The sequence below is a fragment of the Mesorhizobium sp. M1252 genome, from assembly GCF_040318265.1.
Lineage (GTDB): Bacteria > Pseudomonadota > Alphaproteobacteria > Rhizobiales > Rhizobiaceae > Mesorhizobium.
The window spans coordinates 332,007-353,807 of sequence record NZ_JAMYLX010000005.1 but is presented as its reverse complement, the minus strand read 5'-3'; the positions used below and the strand labels follow the sequence as shown (position 1 = coordinate 353,807).

Annotated in this window: 16 protein-coding genes; 13 read left to right on the top strand and 3 right to left on the bottom strand. The window is 63.7% G+C overall.

Features of this window, described 5'->3' with window-relative positions:
• The 10 genes from tssJ (at position 1) to NKH22_RS13325 (ending at position 11,255) form a co-directional block, all read left to right on the top strand.
• Positions 1-453 carry a type VI secretion system lipoprotein TssJ gene (gene tssJ / locus NKH22_RS13370; RefSeq protein ID WP_023687030.1) on the top strand — a complete coding sequence of 151 codons (453 nt, stop codon included), beginning with the start codon at positions 1-3 and terminating at the stop codon, positions 451-453.
• 160 nt (positions 454-613) lie between these two features.
• Positions 614-1,948: a type VI secretion system baseplate subunit TssK gene (tssK, locus tag NKH22_RS13365; protein ID WP_023825972.1), complete on the top strand. Its 1,335-nt coding sequence runs from the start codon at positions 614-616 to the stop codon at positions 1,946-1,948.
• 4 nt (positions 1,949-1,952) lie between these two features.
• A complete protein-coding gene (gene icmH / locus NKH22_RS13360; RefSeq protein ID WP_023729247.1) occupies positions 1,953-3,278 on the top strand; it encodes a type IVB secretion system protein IcmH/DotU in 1,326 nt (441 codons plus the stop codon).
• Between the two features lies 1 nt (position 3,279).
• A complete protein-coding gene (gene tssM, locus NKH22_RS13355; RefSeq protein ID WP_352909765.1) occupies positions 3,280-6,816 on the top strand; it encodes a type VI secretion system membrane subunit TssM in 3,537 nt (1,178 codons plus the stop codon).
• Entirely contained in the window at positions 6,798-7,337 is a 540-nt protein-coding gene (tagF, locus tag NKH22_RS13350) for a type VI secretion system-associated protein TagF (RefSeq protein WP_352909763.1), read from the top strand. Before tssM (NKH22_RS13355) ends, tagF begins: the two co-directional genes overlap by 19 nt.
• 2 nt (positions 7,338-7,339) lie before the next feature.
• Entirely contained in the window at positions 7,340-8,200 is an 861-nt protein-coding gene (locus tag NKH22_RS13345) for a DUF4150 domain-containing protein (protein WP_023687025.1), read from the top strand.
• A gap of 12 nt (positions 8,201-8,212) precedes the next feature.
• A complete protein-coding gene (locus NKH22_RS13340) occupies positions 8,213-8,635 on the top strand; it encodes a hypothetical protein (protein WP_023687024.1) in 423 nt (140 codons plus the stop codon).
• Positions 8,635-9,117, top strand: a complete 483-nt coding sequence (locus NKH22_RS13335) for a hypothetical protein (protein ID WP_023687023.1) — start codon at positions 8,635-8,637, stop codon at positions 9,115-9,117. Before NKH22_RS13340 ends, NKH22_RS13335 begins: the two co-directional genes overlap by 1 nt.
• A 3-nt stretch (positions 9,118-9,120) precedes the next feature.
• Entirely contained in the window at positions 9,121-10,209 is a 1,089-nt protein-coding gene (locus NKH22_RS13330; protein ID WP_352909759.1) for a DUF2169 family type VI secretion system accessory protein, read from the top strand.
• On the top strand, positions 10,197-11,255 hold the full coding sequence (locus NKH22_RS13325; protein ID WP_023687021.1) for a hypothetical protein: 1,059 nt from the start codon (positions 10,197-10,199) through the stop codon (positions 11,253-11,255). Before NKH22_RS13330 ends, NKH22_RS13325 begins: the two co-directional genes overlap by 13 nt.
• On the opposite strand, the gene NKH22_RS13320 is transcribed toward NKH22_RS13325, so the two are convergent.
• Genes NKH22_RS13320 through NKH22_RS13310 form a run of 3 tightly spaced genes read right to left on the bottom strand, consistent with a single transcriptional unit; the run spans position 11,256 to position 15,195 of the window.
• Positions 11,256-12,419, bottom strand: coding sequence for a hypothetical protein (locus NKH22_RS13320; RefSeq protein ID WP_352909756.1), 1,164 nt, complete (start codon positions 12,417-12,419; stop codon positions 11,256-11,258). It lies immediately after the preceding gene.
• A 9-nt stretch (positions 12,420-12,428) separates the two neighbouring features.
• On the bottom strand, positions 12,429-12,851 hold the full coding sequence (locus tag NKH22_RS13315; RefSeq protein WP_023687019.1) for a DUF6484 domain-containing protein: 423 nt from the start codon (positions 12,849-12,851) through the stop codon (positions 12,429-12,431).
• A 10-nt stretch (positions 12,852-12,861) separates the two neighbouring features.
• A complete protein-coding gene (locus NKH22_RS13310; protein WP_352909753.1) occupies positions 12,862-15,195 on the bottom strand; it encodes a type VI secretion system Vgr family protein in 2,334 nt (777 codons plus the stop codon).
• A 271-nt stretch (positions 15,196-15,466) separates the two neighbouring features.
• On the opposite strand from NKH22_RS13310, the gene tagH reads away from it, so the two are divergent.
• From tagH to tssM (NKH22_RS13295), 3 genes are all read left to right on the top strand, one after another.
• Positions 15,467-16,489, top strand: coding sequence for a type VI secretion system-associated FHA domain protein TagH (gene tagH, locus NKH22_RS13305; protein WP_352909750.1), 1,023 nt, complete (start codon positions 15,467-15,469; stop codon positions 16,487-16,489).
• A gap of 250 nt (positions 16,490-16,739) precedes the next feature.
• Positions 16,740-18,266, top strand: coding sequence for a type VI secretion system protein TssL, long form (gene tssL, locus NKH22_RS13300; protein ID WP_352909747.1), 1,527 nt, complete (start codon positions 16,740-16,742; stop codon positions 18,264-18,266).
• Positions 18,263-21,784, top strand: coding sequence for a type VI secretion system membrane subunit TssM (gene tssM / locus NKH22_RS13295; RefSeq protein WP_352909744.1), 3,522 nt, complete (start codon positions 18,263-18,265; stop codon positions 21,782-21,784). The genes tssL and tssM (NKH22_RS13295) overlap by 4 nt, the downstream gene beginning before the upstream one ends.
• Positions 21,785-21,801 lie beyond the last annotated feature (17 nt).

Here is a 21,801-nt window from a genome sequence, read left to right as displayed (position 1 = left end):
ATGATCGACAGACGCGAATTCATTCTGGCCATCGGGGCTACGGGACTGCTGACGGCTTGCCAGAGCGGCCCGCCTAAACCCTCCGTCATAACGGTCAATTTGGCCGGTGGGGCCGGCATGAACCCGGGACCGGGCGGCGGCGACAGGCCGGTAACGGTAATGGTCTTACGGCTGAAGAGCACCGGCGCCTTCAATTCGGCCGACTATTTCGCCCTGCAGGGCGGTGCCGGCTCCGCACTTGGCGGCGATCTCATCGGCTCCGACACGATTTCCGTCGGACCCGGCAAGACCGCATCGAAGACCATCACGGTCGAGCCGGAAGTGGCAGCACTCGGCTTCGTCGCGCTGATCAGGGAACCCGGCGGGCGCAACTGGCGTACGACCAAGTCGGTTTCGCCGGGATCAAAGTTCACCGTCAATGTGAAGCTCGGCAGCGGCGGCATTTCCGCCTAAAGCGCGTCGCGTTTGAACGCGATCCAGGCGACGCGCTTTAGGTCTTTGTTTTTATGCATGTCGTTCTCTCAAAACCGTGACCACTTTTGAGCGACATGCATTGGGCGGCGAAATCCGCAAAGCCGCGCGAGGCGATGAGCAGGAAGCAGAGAGTGTCGGCATGAGCGATGCAAACAGGGTGCTGTGGTCGGAGGGACTGTTCCTCCGCACCCAGCATTTCCAGCAACAGGACCGCTTCTTCGAAGCGACGGTGCGCGGCGCCTTGCAGGCCGGGCATCTGCATACGTTCGGCTTTCGAACGCTGATGCTCGATCAGGCACAGCTCGATGCCGGCCAGATCTCGGTGCTTTCGGCGCGCGGCATCTTTCCCGACGGGACGCCGTTCGCGATCCCTGAGACGATGGATGCGCCGCGGCCGCTGGCGGTGACGCCGGAGATGGGCGCGGGGCCAGTGCTGATCGCACTGCCGCTCGAACCGCCCGGCGGCGTCGGCTTCGACCCGGCTCACGCCGAGCCGTCAGGCGCACGCTATCGCGGCCGGATCGTCTCGGTGCGCGACGCCGTGCATGGCGGCTCCGATCCTGAGGAAATCGAGATCGCACGGCCGCAGGCGCTGTTGCTGGCGCCGGGCACGGCCGTCGGCGGCTACACCGCGCTGCCGGTGGCCGAACTCAAGGGCGTGCGCGCCGATGGCGGCGTTGCCTTGGACGACACCTTCCTGCCGCCGACCTTGGTCATCGGCGCGGCGTCCTGGTACAGCCGCCTGCTGCAGGAAGTGGTCACCGGCCTTGACCAGATCGCCGAGGCGCATGGCAAGATGGTGCTGGGCGGCCCCGGGCGCAGCGTCGAGGATCTTCTGATCCTCAATTTGGTCAACGCCGCGCGGCCGCGGCTGGCGCACATGCTGGCGCAGGATGTCTTCCATCCGGCTGAGGTCTACATGGAACTTGCCGGCCTTGCCGGCTCGATGGCGACCTACGGTTCGAGCGCAAGGCGGCTCGGCGAACTGCCTGTCTACGACCACATGGCGCCCGGACCCGCCTATTCGGCGCTGGCCGATGCGCTGCGCTCGCTGATCCTCAGCCTGCGCTACATCGAGCCGAAATCGCGCGCCCTGCCGGTCATGCGCCATGCCACCAATGTGTGGAAGATCCGCATCGACAACCCGAAACTTCTGGTGGCGAGCCGCATCGTGGTGCGGATCGGCTCCGAACTGTCGGAGGATGCCTTGCGCAAGATTTTCGTCAACCAGGCGACGGTCGGCTCGGCCAGCGAATTCGAAGGGCTGTGGAAATCACGCCTGCCCGGCATTCCGCTGAAGCCCCTTCATTCGCAGCCGCGCGAAATTCCCTATGACGGCGACCGGCTGTGTCTCGAACTGGACCAGAAAAGCGAGCACTGGGCCTCGCTGCTCGAAGCGCCGGGTTTCGTGATCGGCGTTTCGGGCGTGCTGCCCAGCGAACCGCAGGTCGACTGCTACTCGGTCAACAGGTGAGATGATGAGCAGGGACGATCCATTCGGACTGTCCGAGGATCGGGAGCGGACGCGCATTCGGCTGAGCGGAGCGCCAACGCCGCGCGCCATGCCGCTGCCGGCGTCAGGGGTGACCGCGAAACGCTCCGCGCGCGCGCATCCGAACGTGCTCGTCAACGCGTTCTCGCCGCTGCTGGAATTTGCACCCGAACTCGAAAACGCGCAGCCGCCGGAGAACCCGGAAGCCCTGCGCACCAGGCTGCTCGACGAACTTGTGCGCTGCCGCGACACCACCATGGCGCAGGGCTCCTCGCTCGAGCGCGCCGACCAGGCCGCGTGGCTGGTGGCTGCGTTGCTCGATGATCTGGCGCTGAATACGCCGTGGGGCGGAGCCAGCGCGTGGCCACGCCAGCCGCTGGTGGTGATGCTGCGCGGCGACGTCGATGCCGGCGCGCAGTTCTTCGCCCGGCTCGAAGAGCTTGAACGCCATCCCAATCGCGACCGCGAAATGCTGGAGTTGCAGTATCATTGCATGGCGCTCGGCTTCCGCGGCAAATATCGCGTGCCTGGCCGCTCCGGCGACCGTTCGCTCAATGCGGTGCGGGTGGCTGCAGCGCGTTTCCTGCGCGACAGCGACGGCGAAGGCGCACCGCTGTCGCCCAACTGGAAAGGCGTGATCGCGTCCGATGAACCACAACGTTTCATCGTGCCGATCTGGGTGATGGTTGCGGCAGCGGCGGTGATCGCGACAGCCATCCATATCGGCCTGTCGATGAGCCTGAGCAGCCAGGCGGTCGAGCTTTCGGCGCTGGTGCGCGCACTGCCGCCGCCGACGCGTATGGATGTAACCCGCGCTTCGCCGAAGGTCGACGCGCCGCCGCCGGTGGCGGTCGATTTCGCGCTGCTGCCGGAATTCCAGGCGGCGGCGCCGGATGAGCTCAAGAGAGCGCTGAGCGGCACGGAGAGCGTGTCGCTGGCGCGGCTGGTCATCCAGGCCTCCAATCCCGAACTCTTCCAGTCGTCGCGAGCACAGCTGACAGACGGCTTCGATCCGCTCATCGCCTCGGTCGCCAAGGTGATCCTCGAGAATCAGGAGTTGATCGGCGATATCACCGTGGTCGGCCACACCGACGGCGTTCCCTTGCAAAAGACCAACCCACTGTCCACCAACCAGCGGCTGTCTGAAGCCCGCGCCGCGGAAATTGCCGATATCCTGGTTCAGAACGGCGTGCCTAAGGAGCGCGTGCGCTCCGAAGGCCGGGCCGCCACCGATCCGGTGGCCGACGACGGCACACGCGAAGGCCGGGCCTTGAACCGCCGCGTCGAAGTGCTGGTCGAAAAGAGGCTGTGACATGTTCATCCTGCGCTTCCTCTGGGCGGTCCTGACTTCGCGTTTCCTGTGGACGCTGATCGGCCTGGCGCTGCTGTCGCTGATCATCTGGGTATTCGGCCCGATCGTACGGGTCGGCGACTATGTGCCGATGGCGTCGGAGACGGTGCGCATCGTCATCATCGCTCTTCTGGTGATCTTCTGGCTGATCTGGCTGATCGTCGCGCAGCGCCGCGCGATCCGCGCCAACCGCATGTTCGTCGCCGAGATTTCCGCCCCAGTCGAGGAAAAGCGGCTCAGCCCGGGCGAGGAAAACGTCGCCGCGGTCGGCGCCAAGTTCCAGGACGTCATGGTCGAGTTGAAGCGCCGCAAGCTCGGCGGCCGCAAGTTCCTGCGCGAGATGCCGTGGTATGTGATCGTCGGCCCGCCCGCGACCGGCAAGACGACGGCCTTGCGCCAGTCCGGCCTCAACTTTCCGATCGACCTGACCGACGATCTGCAGGGCATCGGCGGTACGCGTAACTGCGACTGGTTCTTCTCCGAAAACGCAGTGATGATCGACACGGCCGGCCGCTATGTCCAGCAGGAAAGCCAGCCCGATGTCGACGCGGCCGAATGGCTGGGCTTCCTCGATCTGTTGAAGAAGCACCGCGGCCGCCGGGCGCTGAACGGCGTCATCGTCGCGCTTGGGATCGATGCGCTTTCGGAAGGCGACGAAGCCGTCAAGGCGCATGGCCGCAAGATCCGCAGGCGCCTAGCCGAGCTCGAGGAGCGGCTGGAGATCCGCCTGCCGGTCTATCTCATGCTGACCAAGGCCGATCTGATCAGAGGCTTCGAGGCTTTCTTCGGCGGCCTGTCGACGGCAGCGCGCGAACAGGTATGGGGGACGACCTTCCCGCTCGATGCACGCGTCGACGCCAAGACGATCGCGGGCGAAATCACGACGCTGTCGAGGGAGCTGGAAAAGCGGCTGGTGCCGCGGCTGGAGGATGAGGACAAGCTGGCCGAACGGGCCGAGATCTTCCGCTTTCCCGCACAGCTGCAAAGCCTGTCCGAGCCGATCCAGGTGCTGGTCGAAGCGATGTTCGGCGAGAGCCGCTACGAGGAGGCAGCCTGGCTGCGCGGCCTCTATCTGACCTCGGCGACCCAGGAAGGCGCGCCGATCGACCGGCTGACCGCGGCGCTGGCCTCCTCCTTCGGCCTGCCGGCACGACGCACGATGCCGGCGCAGCGCTTCGAGAAGCGCAGCTTCTTCCTCAAGAACCTTCTGACCGAGGTGATCTTCAAGGAGGCCGGGCTTGGCACCTTCGATCCGCTGGCGCAGCGCCGCCGCAGCTGGATCTGGCGCGGTGCCGCCGCTGCCTGCGCGGCTGCGGCCATACTCGCCAGCGGCCTGTTCACCTGGTCCTACTACGACAACCGCAACGCCATCGCCGCGCAAGCCGGCCAGTTCGAAGCACTGCAGGCGCCGCTGACGTCGACCGCCGCGACGCCCGCCTCGGTGCTGCAGCCGGCTATGGACGTTGCGCTGACCGCCATGGACGAAGTCGTCAATGCCAGGACTGCGCCTCCGAACAAGGCGCAGGACCTGCTCGGGCCATCGGCTTCGGCCGAGATGATGCGGGCGCAGACCGACACCTATGACCACGCTCTGCGCAACGTGTTGGAGCCGCGCATGGTGGCGTTGCTGGAAGCGACCATGTGGCGGCAGATCCGCGATCCGGACTTCATGCTGGGCGCACTCAAGACCTACCGCATGATGACCGGCCTGTCTCAGATGGACTCCGACTTCGTCGAGAATTGGTGGGTGAACGACCTGCCCGAATTCGCGCCGGCCGCGCCCTTCCCGACTGCCGATGCGGAAGAACACCAGTTGGCCGCGATCCGGCGCATGGCGGTCGACGACAGCTACATCGCGCCCGACCAGGCGCTGGTCGCCGAAGCGCTGAAAACGGTCTGCACGATCTCGCTGCCGGCGCGGGCCTACAAGCAATTGCTGGCCGATCCGGCGGTGGCCGGATTGAAGGAATGGATCCCCGCCAATTTCGCCGGGCCGAACGGCGCCAAGGTGTTTTCGCGACGCTCCGACAAGACGCTGCGCGTCGGCATATCAGGCGCCTTCACCTATGACGGCTTCCACGACGCGATCCTCGACCGGGTCGAGGATGTGGCCGCCCAGGCGGCACTCGACCGCGCGGTGTTTGCCGGCGGTTGCTCGGAAAATTCCGAGACCTCGGTGTCGGCGCTGTCGGAAGATATCCTGAAGCTCTACTATGACGATTACATCGCGCAGTGGGACAGTTTTTTGCGCGACATGCGGCTGGCGCCGCTCAGCGACCTCAACATTGCCAGCGAGAATCTGAAAGACCTTTCCAGCGCCGATTCCGCGCTGAAGCGGCTGCTGACGGCGGTGGTCCAGGAGGTCGACCTCACCCGCTCGGACGAGGCGCCGACCGACGACAAGGCGGCGGCGAAGGGCGGCTCGAAACTGCTGGGCAAACTCGGCAAACTGGGCAAGATCGTCAAGACTGGCGCCAAGCTGCTGCCGCGCGCAGGATCGGCCAGCGAAGTCGACCTGACCGGCACGCTGGTGGCCGAACACTTCAAGCCGCTCAAGAGCACGATTGCCGAGGTCGACGGCCAGCCGCCGGCGCTCGATGCCGCGGTCGTTGCGCTGACGGCGCTGTCCAATGTGCTGCAAACGGTGACCGCCAATCCCGACCCGCAGGACGCGATCAAGAAACAGGGCGGGCTGGCCGAACTGACCGGCGCCGTCGCCCGCCAGGCACAGATCCTGCCCGACCCGGTCAACACCTGGCTGAGCGGCATTGCCGGCGACACCAGCGGGTTGACGCAGAAGGCCGTGGCCTCCGAGCTCAACGCCATCTGGCGCGCCGATATCCTGCCCTTCTGCCAGGCCGCGCTCAACGACCGCTATCCGTTCAGCCCAGACAGCGCCGTCGACGTCAATGTGCGCGACTTCGCCCGCCTGTTCGGACCGGCAGGGATGATCGACGGCTTCATCAACGACCATCTGATCAGCTATGTGGACACCTCGGCGCAGCCTTGGAAATGGCGTGCCGATTTCGGCCTCGACCCATCGGCGCTCGCCGCCTTCGAGCAGGCGCGGCGCATTCGCGACGATCTCTTCCCTGGCGGCCAGGGCCCGGTGATGGCCTTTACGCTGGAGCCGACAGACCTGTCGCCCAACGTCACCCGTGTCACGCTCAATCTCGACGGCCAGAACCTGGTCTATTTCAACAATGCGACGCGACCGCAACCGATGACCTGGCCCGGCAAGGACGGCACCGGCGTCATCTCGCTCGCCTTCCAGCCGATCGACGGCTCACCCGAAATCATGCTCAACGAGACCGGCAGCTGGGCATGGCTGAGGATGCTGCGCGGCGGCCGCTTTACCGGCACGTCGCTGTCCGACGTCTACAGCCTGCGGCTGGGCACGAAAGGCATGTACGCCGATTTCAAGCTCAAGGCGGCGAGCGTCGAAAATCCCTACAACCTCCAGATGTTCAAGAAATTCTCATGTCCGCCGCAGATCTGAACACCGGCTTCTTCGGCAAGATTCCGGTGACCGGAGATTTCGTCGCCGCAAACCTGCCGCGGACCTTCATCGACCGCTGGGACCGCTGGATGTCGATGGAGTTGCGTGAGAGGCCCGACGGCGGTGAACTCGACCCGCGTGTGTGGCGCTTTAGGGTGCCGGCTGGCATATTTTGCGACCAGCCTTGCTCGGGCGCGTGGCGGATGAGCGAGGATCGTGTCGGGCGGAGATATCCATTCGTGGTCGTCGCCATCGGACTCTCGCCCCGCATGGATGACGGATGGTTCGATGCGGTTTCCGGGATCGCGGGCGACGCGGTGTCGCACTACTGGACGAGCGCCATGGTCACCGAGCGTCTCCACGCGGTTCCGTTGCCGCCAACCAACAGCACGGAGCCCGGAATAGTCTTCTGGTGCGACGGCTGGAGCGTCCACGAATGCCATTTCAAAGATATTCATGATCTGGCCGACAACGGCCTGCCTATCATGCGCACGGCGCCTCTGCCGGCAGAGGAAAGCTGAACATGGCCATTACCGTCTTTGCTGAGAACATGGGTTTCTTCCATAAGGGCAGCAATGGCAAGGGAATCGCGCCGGGCGATGTCTGTCTGTCGCCGCCGTCACCGCCGGCAGGCCCGGTGCCGGTGCCCTATGTCAATATGCTGTCCTCCTCCGACCTGTCGAATGGCACCAAAAGCGTCAAGATCGACGGCGAACCCACGGCGATCGAGAATTCTTCAGAGATATCGACCAGCACCGGCAACGAGCCGGCAACCCAAGGTCTTGGTGCAGGCGTCATCACCCACAAGATCAAGGGCAAGGGTGTCTTCAAACTGTGGTCGTTTACGGTCAAGGCCGAAGGCAAGGGGGTCGACCGCCATGGCGACATGATGGCGCAGAACACGGCCAGCGATCTGCCCAACTGCATCGATCAGACGGCGATCAATACCTTCAAGGCGTTGTTGAGACGCAAAGGTATCCCGCCAGGCCCCTGTCCCAGCAAGCCTTACGATGCAACGGTCCACCGGCCAGACAAGGATCCTTCCCCAGAGCAGAAGAAGGCAGTCCGCAATAAACCATGTTGGGAATGCGCGCGAGACGACAAACGGGTGAAGCGTGCGCACTGGCGCACTGTAAGGCCAAGCGGCGGAACGCTTACGCGATACGAGGATCCTGTCCATGGAAAGGATATGGCGCGCGGCCCAGGTCATATGACCCACGACCACCAGCCACCGCTGTGCGTGGCCTGGGCGCTTGGAGGATGCAATATGAAACTTGCGGATTTCAAGAAGTATTTCGAACGGGCAAGTCGGGTGAAACCTCACTGTGAAGCGCATTATCGCAGTCAGGGAAGTCAGGCTGAAGCTTATGCCGCCAAGCTGTGAGACAGATGAGCCATGATCGAGATTGCCAAGAGCTATGACGACATCCAGCAGCGCTACATAGCGGAACTGCGCGCGCTCCTCCCTGAGATCAAAGCCTGGTGGAACGGCATCGTCGCGGCAGAAACCTTTGATGCCATCTCCCTAATCTGGCCGACTGGAATCTCCGGACACCCGCGCTTTCTCAATGTCTTTAGAATGTCCTATTTCGAGGTGGAGAACCTAAACCGAAAGAACGAGCACGAGTTCGTGGAAGAGGCCGAGAAGTCACCTGAGGAGAAATGGGGTGTCGACGACCTTGGCGACAGCCCGCGCTATGTTGGCCACATAGACCTGCTAATCGACGATATCCCCAGCAAAGCGCCTGATCTGACCGAGGTGGTCAACGGCTTCATTTTCGTGCCGATAGGGCTCGACCAGGACGAAGAGATCACCTGATGGCGCTGATCACTTACTTTGAAACTGATCGCGGCATTCGTCGCCTGCTACGCCAGCCCGGCTACGTCGAGCCTCGGGATGCGAAAATCGCGGCGCGTAAGCTCGCCCAAAGTTCCGATCGGCACCAGGATCTTTTCGACGGTTACCTGGACGATATCCAAATGGCCTACGAGATGGCGGCGCCTTGGTGGGCCGACACGGTCAAGGCGCAACAACAGCAGGGGTTGGGCCGCGACGAGGCTATCCGCAAGGCGTTCAACAAGCGCGCAGCCGGTGCAGCCGGGCATGGGAATGTGGTCTGGATTGTACGCAACTACTGGCTCGATTGCTGCGATCTCAACAAGAGTTCTGGAGAGATCGTCTACCCTGAAACCCTGCTTCTGCAATGGCTGATCGACGCCAAGAAGAAGGAGCTGGTACGGCTGATCGCCTGTATGCCGTACTGGCCGGTCGGCATGGATGAGAACAGAGCCTGGTGCTGAGCGATGAGCTTTGCTGTCTGGTTGGAAAACCGTACGCCTTTCGAGACTGCGTCTTACACGCTGCCTGACGCGGACGGTCAGGAGGTTTTTCTGGGCCTTTTCTCAGCGAGCTTCGAAGGCGCGGAGGACATGACCTTCCTGAAACCTGCCGAGGAACAACTGCCGGTGACGCTCAGCGATGTCCCTTTCGGCGATCCTGCCCTTTCATCGACGCGATACGAGGCCGATATTGCGATACTGAAGCCCGGCATCGACGTCATCGTCAACGGCACCGCTTATGCACCAAACGGCAAGCCGGTCCGGGAAATGCAGGCGGGACTGAAGTTCGGACCACTGCAAAAGGTGCTTAGTATCGTCGGAGACCGTATCTACGATGCCGGCAGCTATAGCGCGCCGCATCCATTCACACGGATGCCCATCATCTATGAACGCGCCTATGGCGGCACCAACGCTGATCTGAAGACCGATCCACGCAACCCGCTGGGAGTCGGCTTCGCCCATGCCCGCTCAGTTGATCCAGCAGTGAAGACGCAGGCACCAAACATAACCTACCCGGCCGAACCATTCATGAGTCCCTCGGACAAGCCGCGGCCGGCCGGTTTCGGGGCGCTCGGACGCGGTTGGCAACCGCGCCTGCGGTTGGCAGGGACCTATGATCAGAATTGGATCGACAACCAGTGGCCGTTACCGCCGAAGGACTACGATCCGCGCTACAATCTTGCGGCGCCGGCAGATCAGCAACTTCCAGATCTCAACGGCAGCGATCAGGTCACGCTGATAGGACTGACTCCCGGTGGCCGCTGGAGCTTCAAGCTGCCGCGCGTGGTCGCGCCCATCCGCCTGATCTTCGATGACCGTGTCGAAGATCACATTTTCAAGGCAGATACGATCATCATCGAGCCCGATATGTTTCGGGTGACGCTCAAGGCCCGGGTGACCGTGACGACGCGACGCAATCGACCTGCATTGCGGGAGCTTGTCTTCGGCCATGTCACACCGGCGCTGATTGCGGCGAAGCGAAAGGGCAAGGACTATTTCGCGCTGCGCGGAACTGACGGTACCATCACCGAACGCCCGGCGTGGCTGCCGTGACGCGGCCACTCTACATCGTCGGCGGTGGCGCGGTGACGCCTGCTGGCCTGAACAGGCGGCAAACGCTCGCCGCGATCCGCGCCGGGCTCTCCGCCTACGAAGAGTACCTGCTGGCCGAGCCTATGGGTGCGTCGCAGGTCGTCTCGCGCATTCCCACTCACTGGTCGTTGAGAACCACGGGTTGGGACTGGCTGGTCAACATGGCGGCGCGCGCGATCATTGACGCGCTTGCATCGACAGGAGCGGACCCGCGCACGACCGTACTTCTGCTGGTATTGCCGGAGCCGTTCAGGAATCATGCAGCCTTCGAAGAAGAAGATCCGTCCAGCTTCCTGAATGCCGTTGTGCGCGCGTGCGGCAACCCATTTCATGAAGCGTCGCGCGCGCTCGACGGCGGTGCCGCCGCAAGCATCGGCGTGCTTGGCCAACTATCCGAGATACTTGGCCAGCCTGGCGTCGAGCGTATCCTGCTCGGCGGCGTCGACAGTATGGTCAACGACAAGGATATTGCGCGGCTCGCCGAGGCGGGGCGGCTGAAGGGCTCCGACAACGCTCAAGGGCTCGTTCCCGGAGAGGCGGCAGCCTTCGTTTGCCTCCAATCGAGGCCGGATCCGAAGTCGCCGGGTCTCGCCGCCATCCACGGCGCTGGCTTTGCCCAAGAAGCCGATACTGTTCTGACGGAGCGATATAGCCAAGGCAAGGCACTGCTCGGTGCGCTTCAAGGTGCGCTGAATGGGACCGGCAATGGTCCGCGTGAGCCCGACATCGTCTTTGTCGTCAGCAATGGCAATGGGGAGCGTTATAGCGGGTGGGAGGCAAACATCGCACGGTCTCGGTTCTATCGCACACGGCGCGAAATCTTGCCGATTGCCTATCCAGCAATGACTGTCGGCGAGGTGGGAGCGGCCGGCGGAGCGCTGGCGCTTCTGGTGGCGGCCGACAGTTTCACCGAAGGCTATGCGCCGGGTCCGGTCGCCATGTGCGAGGTCGCGTCCGAAGCCGGGTTGCGCGCGGCGGCGCTGGTCAGCCAAGTCAAGTCCGCCTGACTACATCCAGGCAGGGAAGCGCTGCGTACGCCGCCAGTCGGCCAAAGGGAGGTCAGGGTTGGCGAAAGAGGCGTGGATCGCGGCGAGCCGCTGCCGACGCATCGAGCGGAATGCGACGTGTTTGCCCGGTCCCCGCCCATGGTCCCACCACGCACTCGCGCGTTCGGCTATTGGAAGCGGCGAGTCCTCAATCTTGGCGAATTGCTTTCCAAGCAGCGCGGGATCGACAGTGAAGACGTTGGTGTCGTTGAAATCGACTTCGAACAGATCGCGCCAAGCTAGGCCCGCGGCATAGGCCGACTGCGGCTCGCGCATGCGTTCGATCAGCCATGGGACGATCGATCTGTCGCCAAGCAGTCCGATGGCGGCTAGAGCCGGCTGTCGCAACGACGATTTGTCCAGACATTTCTGAAGCCAGGCCTTTGCGGAAGTTTGGTCCGAGGCGAGTAAGCGGATGTCGATCACCTCACCTTGCGGAACACTGGCGGAGGCGAGCAAATCATCAAGGACAGGCAGAGCTGTGCGGCTCGCGCCGAGCAGACAAGCGGCGAAAGAGCCTGCCAGCCGCTCCTGCGGCTGGTCGGCAGCGAGACGCTCGATTACCATCGGGAGCAGATCACGGCGTCGCAACCCGCCTGCCAACCGCAGCGCCCGCATGCGGACCTCAGTCTGGCCATTTGTGACCAGTACGCCCAGGCTCGACCTGGCATCGGCGCGATGATGCCAGAGCGCCGCAAGCCCGATGCATTTGAGTATCGTTTCCCTGGAATCGACCCACGTGGCGACAAAAGGACGGAGTTTTTCGCGCGATGTCCGGGCAATGGCGCCTGATATGCCCTTGATTCCAGTCTCGCCAAGCGCGGCGGCGGCTTCGATCACCGCTGCAAGCGGCTTTTCCAATCCCCAATGAAGAGCCAGGCAAGCCATGACAAAGAGTTCTGGGGCTTCCGGATAATCAGAGAAACGTTTGTTTGCCGCCGCCCATGCGGCCTCACCCGATGCGAACAAGCCTTCAAGATTGGCGTCGAGCCGCTGATCGATACGGCCGATATCGATTTCGCCCAGAACCGGACTGTCGATCTCGCGGCGCCGCCGAGACCAGAGGAACGCAGCGTCCTCCGCGTGCTGGTCGACGATGACGGGGATAGTTGCTAGGCGCTGCATTGGCTCGGCCTAATTCAGGTGGACGGCCGCCCCTCGTATCCAGTTCGTACCGGTCGCATGACTGTTGAGCTGTGTGCCGCGGATAGAGACGCGCCCGTTCTTCTCCATAATGATGGACGCCAAGCCGCATCTGAGCTCGATCCGATCGCGCGCGTCCAATGTCACCGCCTCGCCGTCCCGCAACACTTCAACGGGATGCGCACTGGGCCGCGGATCGACTATCCGTCCGACCACAAGCGGCCGGGCGGGGTCACCTGCTTCGAACAGGAGCGCCACTTCCGAGCCGACCGAGGAAGCGTCGAGAGAGGCGAGGCTGCGAGCCTTGAGCGCCGTATCACTTGGGTTGCCAACAAAAACGACGAGCGGCGAACCTCCATCGAAGCCAATCAGAAGGCCGATGACCACACCGTCGATACGCTCCACAACGTCCATCGCTTCGCCCTCAATTGTTGTGAACACTGCTGCCTTTGATCTTGGTCTTGCCGTCGGCCTTCACGTCGATGTCGCCACTGCCGTCGAGCCTTATGTCCTTGCCCTTGAGGCTGATTGTGCCGTCCTTCTTGAGGATGATGCTGGCGTCGCCACATTTGAGCGTAATCTCGTCGGCCGCCTCGATGTACAGCTTCTTGCCGAATTTCATCACGCCATCTTCGCCGACGATGACACTGCTTGCCTTGGCTACTTTTAACGAATAGGCCCCGCCGACTTCGATCCCCTCGTCCGCCGCAATCTTGGCCAGACGCGCCTTGCCAACCTGCGAGGAATGGGCCCCACCGACAGTAAAACTCTGGTCGGCGGCGACGTCAACCGTCTGCGCGGCGCCGATTTGCCATTTGTCTGCCGCGCCAATCGTATGACTTTGCGCTGCGCCGACAGTGACCGACCGCGTCGCGCCGATCGTGTTCGTTTGTGGACCACCAACGGTTCGGGTTTCGGATGCACCAACGCTATCGACGCGTGCTGCGCCAACGGTCACCGTCTGCACAATCGCCACGGTCTGCGTGTGATTGGCGCCGATCGTCTCGGTGGAGTTCGAACCGATGCCGATCGTCTCGTCGATGCCCACCGTCAGCGAGCGGTTCTTGCCGACCGTCTCGGTGTCGTTCGACCCGATGTTCGTCGTCTGGTCGACGCCGACCTTGACCGTCTTGTTGTTGCCGACTTCCTCGTCCAGGTTGTGGCCGACGGAGTGCTTGGCGTCGTGGTCGATGCGGTCGGACTGGTCGTGCTGGACCAGCTTCTGGCGATCATTCTTGATCAGAAGGTGGTGGTCCTTCTGCGCTTGGAAGTTGACCAGCTCCGAGCCGGCCTTGTCCTCGAACATCAGCTCGTTGTAGCCGCCACCGCCCTTCGACGAGTTGGACTTCCAGCCCGACTGCGTGGCGTTGCCGGGCAGTCCGTAGGGCGGCATCTGCGAGGCGTTGTAGACCCTGCCGGTGATGATCGGCAGGTCGGGATTGCCTTCGATGAAATCGACGATGACTTCCTGCCCGATGCGCGGGATCTGGATGAAGCCCCAGCCGCTGCCGGCCCAGGTCTGCGACACCCGCACGAAGCAGGAGCTCTTCTGGTCCTTCTTGCCGAGGCGGTCCCAGTGGAACTGCACCTTCACCCTGGCATATTTGTCGGTGAAGATCTCCTCGCCGGACGGACCGACCACGGTCGCCGTCTGCGGGCCGCGCATGATCGGCCTTGGCGTGATGCGCGGCGGCCGATAAGCAACTGAGGTCGGCGCCACACCGAGCACCACCTTGAAATTCTCGCCATCGGTGTCGACGCCGGCGCGATAGCCCGGATCGAACAGCCGGTACTCGGCGCTGATCACCAGATACTCCTTGTTCTGGTCGTCGCGCGGAAAGCCGTCGAGCTTGAAGGTGCAGCCGGAGAACAGGCCGCGCACCGTGCCGACGGCGGCAATGCGCAGGTGTGGCGCCTGGATTTCTTCGCGCCTGATCGCCGCCAGGCTGTCGCCGCGCCCGACTTCCAGATGCGCGCCGGGGTGGCGATAGTTCTCGCCCGCGGCCTGCTTGTGGCCGAAGGGCTGCGCCGACTTCGCCATCAAATCGGCGGCGGGTTTTTCGAAGTCATAATCGGTGTGGGCATAGGCGCCGGGGCGCACCGCGCTGCCTGGAATCCAGTCGGTGATGTACTCGACGTCGCGGCGCGAGCCCTGCCCTTCGAACTGATATAGCACCGTCTCATAGCCAGGCGCGGGCTTCAGCTTGCTCATGGCGTCGGCCAGGATCAGTGTGTGCTCACCCTCGGCATGCTCGAAGAAGTACATTATGCCTTCATGCTCGAGCAACCGCTGCACGAAATCGAGGTCGCTCTCGTCGTACTGCACGCAATATTCGCGCGGCGGATAGGAGCCTTGCAAGCGCTTCTCGAACTTGGCGATGCCGCCATATTTGGAGAAAATCTCCTCCACGATCTCGACGGCGGTCTTGTCCTGGAAAATGCGGCAGTCGGTGGTATTGCCGAGGAACCACAGCCACGGCCTGACGACCGCCTCATACTGAGCCAGCCGATCTTCGATGCGGGTAAGGCGAAACTCGGCGATGAGGCCGCTGAACCAGCGCTTGGGGTCGGCCTCGCCTTCGATCGAAACGGCGCCGCCCAGCATCTTCAGCGGGTCGATATCGGCATTGGTCGAAACAAATCCAACGGTGTAGGCAAGGCAGCGGCTGATCTCGTCGCGGCCGACGAGATGCGTGAAAGTCAACAGTTCGGCGCCGACCGGCGTCTGCACAAGCGCGGCGCGTTGTTCACTCGGCATGGGTCGTGCCCCTCCTGAGCGCTAGTGTGGCAGGTTCGAAGCCCTTCTTGTGTTAACGACCTCACGTTCAGGGATATTTCGCAACTTGCCACCCAAGCCATGTTGAGCCTACCACATGTTCTATGGCAGACCAAAGAGGACAAGCGGCAGGCCGTTGCTGTTTGCGCCGCTTTCGCCAGTGTGAAACGCCGCTCTCCCGCTGTGCCCGCAAGCTGCTAGACTGTGGCACATCGGATCAATGGAAACGGCAGCGGTCGACGGTCCATAGCGCATGTTCATCAGTCTGCAGATCAGCAATGTCGATGTCCTGCCTGCCGGGCTGCCGCCCGGCTACGCATCGCGCGACCGCGGCTTCGAGATCGGGCGGGAGAACTGCGCCTGGACCTTGCCCGATCCGGACAAGTTCATCTCCGGCCGACATTGCGAAATCCGCTACGAAGGCGGCGCCTTTTTTCTCCACGACGTCTCGCGCAACGGCACATTCGTCAACGGGTCGAGCCAGCGCCTGACCGGCCCGCATCGGTTGGCGCAAGGGGACCGGCTCCGGATCGGCCGCTATATCGTCTCGGTGTCGATCGATGACGGGAACCCAGCCTTCGGTGGCCATGGTTCGACGCAACGGCAGATGCCAGTTGCCGAATCCTTTCCAGACCATGTCGCATCGCCACGGTCACCGACCGCGCCACCCGCTTCGGTCTCCAGCCGGCCGCAGCAAGCCGACGAGATCCTGCGCGCGATTGCCGCCGGCGCCGGCATTCCGCCAGAGGTGCTTTTGCTGCGCCAACCGCAGGAGGTAGCCGGCGAGATCGGCGCGGTGCTGCGCATCGTCGTCGACGAGCTGGTGTTGCTGTTGAAGGCGCGCGCCGCTGCAAAAGTCCTGGCCAAGACCAGCGACCGGACCATGATCAATTCCGCCGACAACAATCCGCTGAAGTTCGTGCCCGGGACAGACGAAATCCTCGACATCATGTTCGCGCGGCGCAGGGCCGGCTATCTCGATGCCAGGCACAGCATCGAAGACGCTTTCCACGACCTCAAAACACATGAATTCGCCACCTTCGCCGCCATGCAGGCAGCGCTGTCGCGGTTGCTTGACGATCTGTCGCCCGAGGCGATTGCGAAAAAACTGCCGCCATCCTCCTTTGCCTCGAAGAAAACGCGCGCCTGGGACGCGCTGGTCGCGACCTGGCGGGCCAAGGAGGAAGCGCACGAGAATGGCATGCTGGACATATTCCTCACCTATTTCAGTGAAGCCTATGCCAAGGCCGCCAAACAGAAGACCGGCAAGGGCTAAGCCCGCGCACCGCTGAAGACACCGTGAAGGCGACCCGAGCACGGGCCGGCCACCAAAATTGCGCCGGGTTTCCATCGCAACCTTCTGAGACTACGATCACATACGACGATTGAGCACGCGGGTACGGTTGGTCGACCTCGGGGGTCTGCGGCACATGTCATGTCACGGCGAGATAGCGTCCTGCGGTCCGCGTTTGCGCGGACATGGCGCTGTGCGTCGCGGCGCGCGGGCGTAGAGGCAGGGATCGGCGATGAGCTCGAAGGATGATCCTTTCGATCCGACCGGCAAAACCGTCATCCGCCCCAGCCGCCCCAATCCCGGCCGCAAGCAAAAGACGGTTCTCGCCCGCGATGCGCCGGCCCCCGGCAGTACGGTGATCGCCCCTGCCAGCGTCCCGGAACCCACGGTTTTCGATCCCAACGCCGGCCGCCAGCCGCCGTCCGACGTCACGGGGACGGTGATCTATCAGGGAACGCCCTTCGCCAACGCGCCGGCCGATCCGCCCGTTCACGGCTCAGCCGGGACGGCGGGGAAAACGCCATGGGATGCGCTGCTCGGCGCCAGCGATGCCGTCAATTATGGCGCGGCCAACCCGGTCGTCGCTGCCGCGGCGCCCTTGCTGATACTGCTTGGGCATCTGCGGCTGATGGCTGTCGAAAGACCGGCCGAGCCGCTGGCGCAGCATGTCGCCGGCCTGATCGAGGATTTCGACCGCAAGATCGCCAGGACCGATACCTCGGAAGAGGATGCGCGCATCCTCAGCTATGTGCTTTGCGAAACCGCCGACGATATCGTCGCCAATCTGCCCGGTTCCAGCCGGGATGCGTGGGCGCAGCACGCCATGCTGCAGCGCTTCTTCCAGGTCAAACCCACCGGCGCCGGTTTTTTCCAGGCGCTGAACACGGTGCTGGCGACGCCGGAACCTCATCGCAATCTCATCGAGCTGATGCATGTCTGCCTGTCGCTTGGCTTCGAAGGCCAGTATCGCGGCCAGCCGCGCGAGAGCCTCGAACGGGTCCGCCGCGACGTCTACGAGACATCAGCCTATTTCCGCGTCCTCGGTGACGACGACATCTCGCCGCGCTGGCAAGGCTTGTCGGTCACATCGGCGCAAGGCTCCAGGCGGGTTCCGCTCTGGGCCATAGCCGCTGCAACCGCGGCAGTTTTGACCGCAGCCTTTTTCACGCTGCGCGTGCTCATCACCAATGATGGCGAGGCTGTTGCCGGCGAGTTGCTGGCGCTCAATCCGGCGACGCCGGTCACCATCGAGCGCACCGGCTTCGTGCCGCTGACCGAGGAGGTGAAAGTCGTCGCAGCGCCAACGACGATTGCGCAGGTCGATCGCATCCGCACTGCCTTGGCCAAGGAGATCGAAGGCGGCGGCGTCAGCGTCGGCACCAAGGGTGATTTCATCATCGTGGAAATCAGCAACGCCCTGCTGTTCCAGTCGGGACGAGCCGAGGTCAAGCCGGAGTTCGAGCCGGTGGCCGCCAGCATCGCGGCGGCTCTCGACGCGGAGCGCGGGCCGATCCGGATCGTCGGCCACACCGACAACGTCAAACCGAAGAAGACCAGCGCCTTCAAATCGAATTTCGACCTCTCCGTCGCACGTGCCCAGTCGGTGGAAAAGATGATCGCAGCGCATTTCAGCGATCCGTCGCGGACAAAGGTCGAGGGCAAGGGCGAGGACGAGCCCATCGCCGACAATGCAACGCCGGAGGGCCGCGCCAAAAACCGCCGTGTCGATGTAATGATCCCGCGGGAGGAGATGCTGTGACCGGCTGGCTGCTGCGCATCTTCAGCGCGCTCGCGCTCGCCGGCTTTGCCGCCGCGGTCTGGTACGCCGGCCCGTTAATCCGCTTTGCCGGCGCCCGGCCGTTGGATCCCATCTGGCTGCGGGCAGCGATCATCGGCATCGTCGTCGGAACGGTGGCGATCATCTATGCAATCCGGTTCTGGCGCAGGCGCAAGGCGCAGAAGGCGCTGGAGGCTGCCATGGCCAGCGCCGAGGATGACGGCAGCGATGCAAAGGTGCTGGAAGCTCGCATGAACGAAGCGGTCGCGACGCTCAGGCAATCGAGCGGCAAGCGCAACTTCCTCTACGACGTGCCCTGGTACATCGTCATCGGCCCGCCGGGCGCCGGCAAGACCACCGCGCTGGTCAATTCCGGCCTGAACTTTCCGCTTGCCGGGTCGGGCCAGGCGCAGCCGGTGGCGGGTGTTGGCGGTACGCGCAATTGCGACTGGTGGTTCACCGACGAGGCGGTGCTGATCGACACGGCCGGGCGCTACACGACGCAGGATTCCCATGCACGGACCGACAGCAAAAGCTGGCTGGCGTTCCTGTCGCTGCTCAAGCGGCACCGGACGCGTCAGCCGATCAATGGCGTCATCCTGGCGATCAGCCTTGCCGATCTGATGGCGGACGGCGAGCAGGCGGCCCGTGTCGCCGAGATCCGCAGCCGCCTGCAGGAAATCCACGAGGTCCTGAAGGTCCGCTTTCCCGTCTATGTGCTGTTCACCAAGGCCGACCTGGTCTCCGGATTCATGGAATATTTCGGCGGTTTCGACGAAGCACGCCGGCGCAAGGTGTGGGGCGCGACCTTCCAGACCGCCGAGCGCGGCCTGAACATGGTCGCGGAAGCGCCAGCCGAATTCGACGCGCTGGTGAAGCGCCTGACCGAAGAGATGAGCGAGCGGCTGCAGGCGGAGACCGATCCGGTCGCGCGCATCGCCATTTTCGGCTTCGCCGCGCAGCTCGGCGCGCTGAAAGGCCGGATCGTGCATTTCCTCGAGGGCGTTTTCGAGCCGACGCGCAAGCAGCTGAACGCCCCCCTGCGCGGCCTGTATTTTTCTTCCGGCACGCAGGAAGGCACGCCGATCGACCAGTTGCTGGGCAGCATAGGCCGCAGTTTCGGCAGGAGTGCCCAGGCGCATCTTTCCGGCACCGGCAAAAGCTTCTTCCTGCACGATCTGTTGAGCCGCGTCATTTTCGCCGAGTCCGGCTGGGTGTCCTATGACAGGGCGGCCGACAGGCGCGTTGCGATCGCCCGCTACGCCGGCCTGACAGCGATCGCGGCGATAGCGATCGCCGCGCTTGGCGTTCTCGGCCTGAGCTTTACGACCAACAAATCGCTGGTCGCCGCGACCGGCCAGGCGGCAGGCCAATACCGCGCGACAGCCGCGCCGCTGCTGGCCAGCACGACGGTGTTGGATGCCGACCTCGAAACCGTCATCGGCGCGCTCGATGCGCTGCGCGGCCTGCCGGCCGGCTACGATACGAGAGACCAGCCCACCCCGGCCACGGCGACGTTCGGCCTCAGCCAGCGTGAGCGTATCCTTTCGGCTTCCGAGACTGCCTACCGGCAGGGGCTGGAGCGGATGTTCCGCTCGCGCCTGCTGTTCCAGCTCGAACGCACGATCGAGGCCAGGATGGCCGATCCGATGGCGCTGTACGAGCCGTTGAAGATTTACCTGATGCTGGGCGGCAAGGCGCCGAAAGTGGATGACGAGCTGGTCGTCACCTGGCTGAAGCGGGACTGGGAACAGAACCGCTATCCCGGCGCCCACAATCGCGACGGCCGGGCGCAACTGGAGAAGCATTTGCGCGCCATGCTGGCGCTCGACGATGACCAGGATCCCTCGTTCGAACTCAACCGCACGCTGGTCGAATCCGCCCAGCGCTCGCTCGGCCGCATGAGCCTTGCCGATCGCGCCACCGCTCTCATCCAGTCGGCCACCTATGCGGCGGCGCTGGACGATTTTTCGGTGTCATCGCAAGCCGGCCCGGAAGCGCCGATGCTGTTCGAGCGCAATGACGGAAACGATCTCGCCGGCCTTCGCGTCCCCGGTCTCTACACCCATGCCGGCTTCGACTTCTATCTGGCGCAACTTGCCAGGAGCGCGCAGGCGCTGGTCGACGATCAATGGGTGATCGGCTCGAGCGGCGAGCAAGGCGGCTTCGACCAGGAATTGCTCAAGCTCGGCTCGGAACTTCTCGACCGCTATGGCAAGAGTTTTGCGGCGGCGTGGAACGAGGTGCTCGACAGGTTGAAGTTCAAGGCAATGGCCGCCGACAAACCGCAATATCTGGCGCTGTCCGCAGCGGGATCACCGAGTTCGCCGCTGATGCAGCTGTTCGAGGCGATCGCGCGCGAAACAGCTTTGACTCAAGAGCGCAATCCGGCTGCGCCGTCTCAAGACAGCGACCAGGAAATCGCCGCGCGCGCCAAGGGCCTCGCCCGCATCGGCATCGAGATTGCGGCGCGCAAATCGCAGAGCAGGGCCGGGACCGCCTTTGTCAGCACCCAGAACCAGGATCCCGGCGCCAACATCGAAGCCCAGTTCCGGTCTTTCCAGGCTTTGGTGGCCGGGGCGCCGGGGCAGCGGCCGCTCGACGCCCTGACCCAGAATTTCCGCGAAATCTATCAGAGCGTGCGGCTGGCCGCCGATGTCCCCGCCCAGACGGACCAGGCCAACGCCAATCTGCAGCTGCAGATATCGACTCTACGCGCCAACGCCTCGCGGCTGCCGAAGGCGCTGGCCAGGATGGTGAGCGCGGCGGCGGACGATTTCGAGGGCACCGTCGCCGAAACATCGACCACGCATCTCAACGAGATGCTGGAGGAGACCGTCGGCCGTCCGTGCGAAGAGATGATTGCCGGGCGCTTTCCATTCGCCCCCGCCGGTACCGACGATGTCGCCATGGCGGATTTTGCCAGATTGTTTTCTCCAGGCGGGGTTCTCGACCGGTTCTTCGCGCAGAACCTGGCGTCGCTGGTCGACATGAGCGGCCAGGACTGGGACTGGAAACAGGACACCAGGTTCGGCCGCAATCTGGCGAAATCGACGCTGAAGAACTTTCAGCTCGCGGCACAAATCCGCGCGGCTTTCTTTCCGCTCGGCGGGCCGGTGCCGTCGATCAACATCACCTTCACGCCGCTGTCGCTGCATGGCGATGCCGACATGGCGCTGCTCAATATCGACGGCCAGGTGCTGCAGGCCACCCAAGCCGGCAACACGCCGGGCCTGATTCCGTGGCCGGGCAAGACCGGTTCGGCCAGTCTCAGCCTGACGCCGGAGCTGCCCGGCCGCGAGTCCGCAATCAAGTTCGACGGTCCCTGGGCGTTGAAACGATTGCTGGACAAGGGGCAGGTCACCGCCAATGGCGACAGTCTCGAAGCGCATTTCCTCATCGGCGGGCGCGATGTCGCCTACACGATCAAGACCGGGGAGGACGGTAATCCGTTCACGCTGCCGGCGCTCTCCGCGTTCAGCTGTCCGAAGGCTTTCTGATGGGGAATTGCATGGCA

What these genes read in the sequence shown, in the direction of transcription:
- tssJ (WP_023687030.1), top strand. Translation starts at nt 1, where the DNA reads ATGATCGACAGACGCGAATTCATTCTGGCCATCGGGGCTACGGGACTG.
- tssK (WP_023825972.1), top strand. Translation starts at nt 614, where the DNA reads ATGAGCGATGCAAACAGGGTGCTGTGGTCGGAGGGACTGTTCCTCCGC.
- icmH (WP_023729247.1), top strand. Translation starts at nt 1,953, where the DNA reads ATGAGCAGGGACGATCCATTCGGACTGTCCGAGGATCGGGAGCGGACG.
- tssM (WP_352909765.1), top strand. Translation starts at nt 3,280, where the DNA reads ATGTTCATCCTGCGCTTCCTCTGGGCGGTCCTGACTTCGCGTTTCCTG.
- tagF (WP_352909763.1), top strand. Translation starts at nt 6,798, where the DNA reads ATGTCCGCCGCAGATCTGAACACCGGCTTCTTCGGCAAGATTCCGGTG.
- NKH22_RS13345 (WP_023687025.1), top strand. Translation starts at nt 7,340, where the DNA reads ATGGCCATTACCGTCTTTGCTGAGAACATGGGTTTCTTCCATAAGGGC.
- NKH22_RS13340 (WP_023687024.1), top strand. Translation starts at nt 8,213, where the DNA reads ATGATCGAGATTGCCAAGAGCTATGACGACATCCAGCAGCGCTACATA.
- NKH22_RS13335 (WP_023687023.1), top strand. Translation starts at nt 8,635, where the DNA reads ATGGCGCTGATCACTTACTTTGAAACTGATCGCGGCATTCGTCGCCTG.
- NKH22_RS13330 (WP_352909759.1), top strand. Translation starts at nt 9,121, where the DNA reads ATGAGCTTTGCTGTCTGGTTGGAAAACCGTACGCCTTTCGAGACTGCG.
- NKH22_RS13320 (WP_352909756.1), bottom strand. Translation starts at nt 12,419, where the DNA reads ATGCAGCGCCTAGCAACTATCCCCGTCATCGTCGACCAGCACGCGGAG.
- NKH22_RS13315 (WP_023687019.1), bottom strand. Translation starts at nt 12,851, where the DNA reads ATGGACGTTGTGGAGCGTATCGACGGTGTGGTCATCGGCCTTCTGATT.
- NKH22_RS13310 (WP_352909753.1), bottom strand. Translation starts at nt 15,195, where the DNA reads ATGCCGAGTGAACAACGCGCCGCGCTTGTGCAGACGCCGGTCGGCGCC.
- tagH (WP_352909750.1), top strand. Translation starts at nt 15,467, where the DNA reads ATGTTCATCAGTCTGCAGATCAGCAATGTCGATGTCCTGCCTGCCGGG.
- tssL (WP_352909747.1), top strand. Translation starts at nt 16,740, where the DNA reads ATGAGCTCGAAGGATGATCCTTTCGATCCGACCGGCAAAACCGTCATC.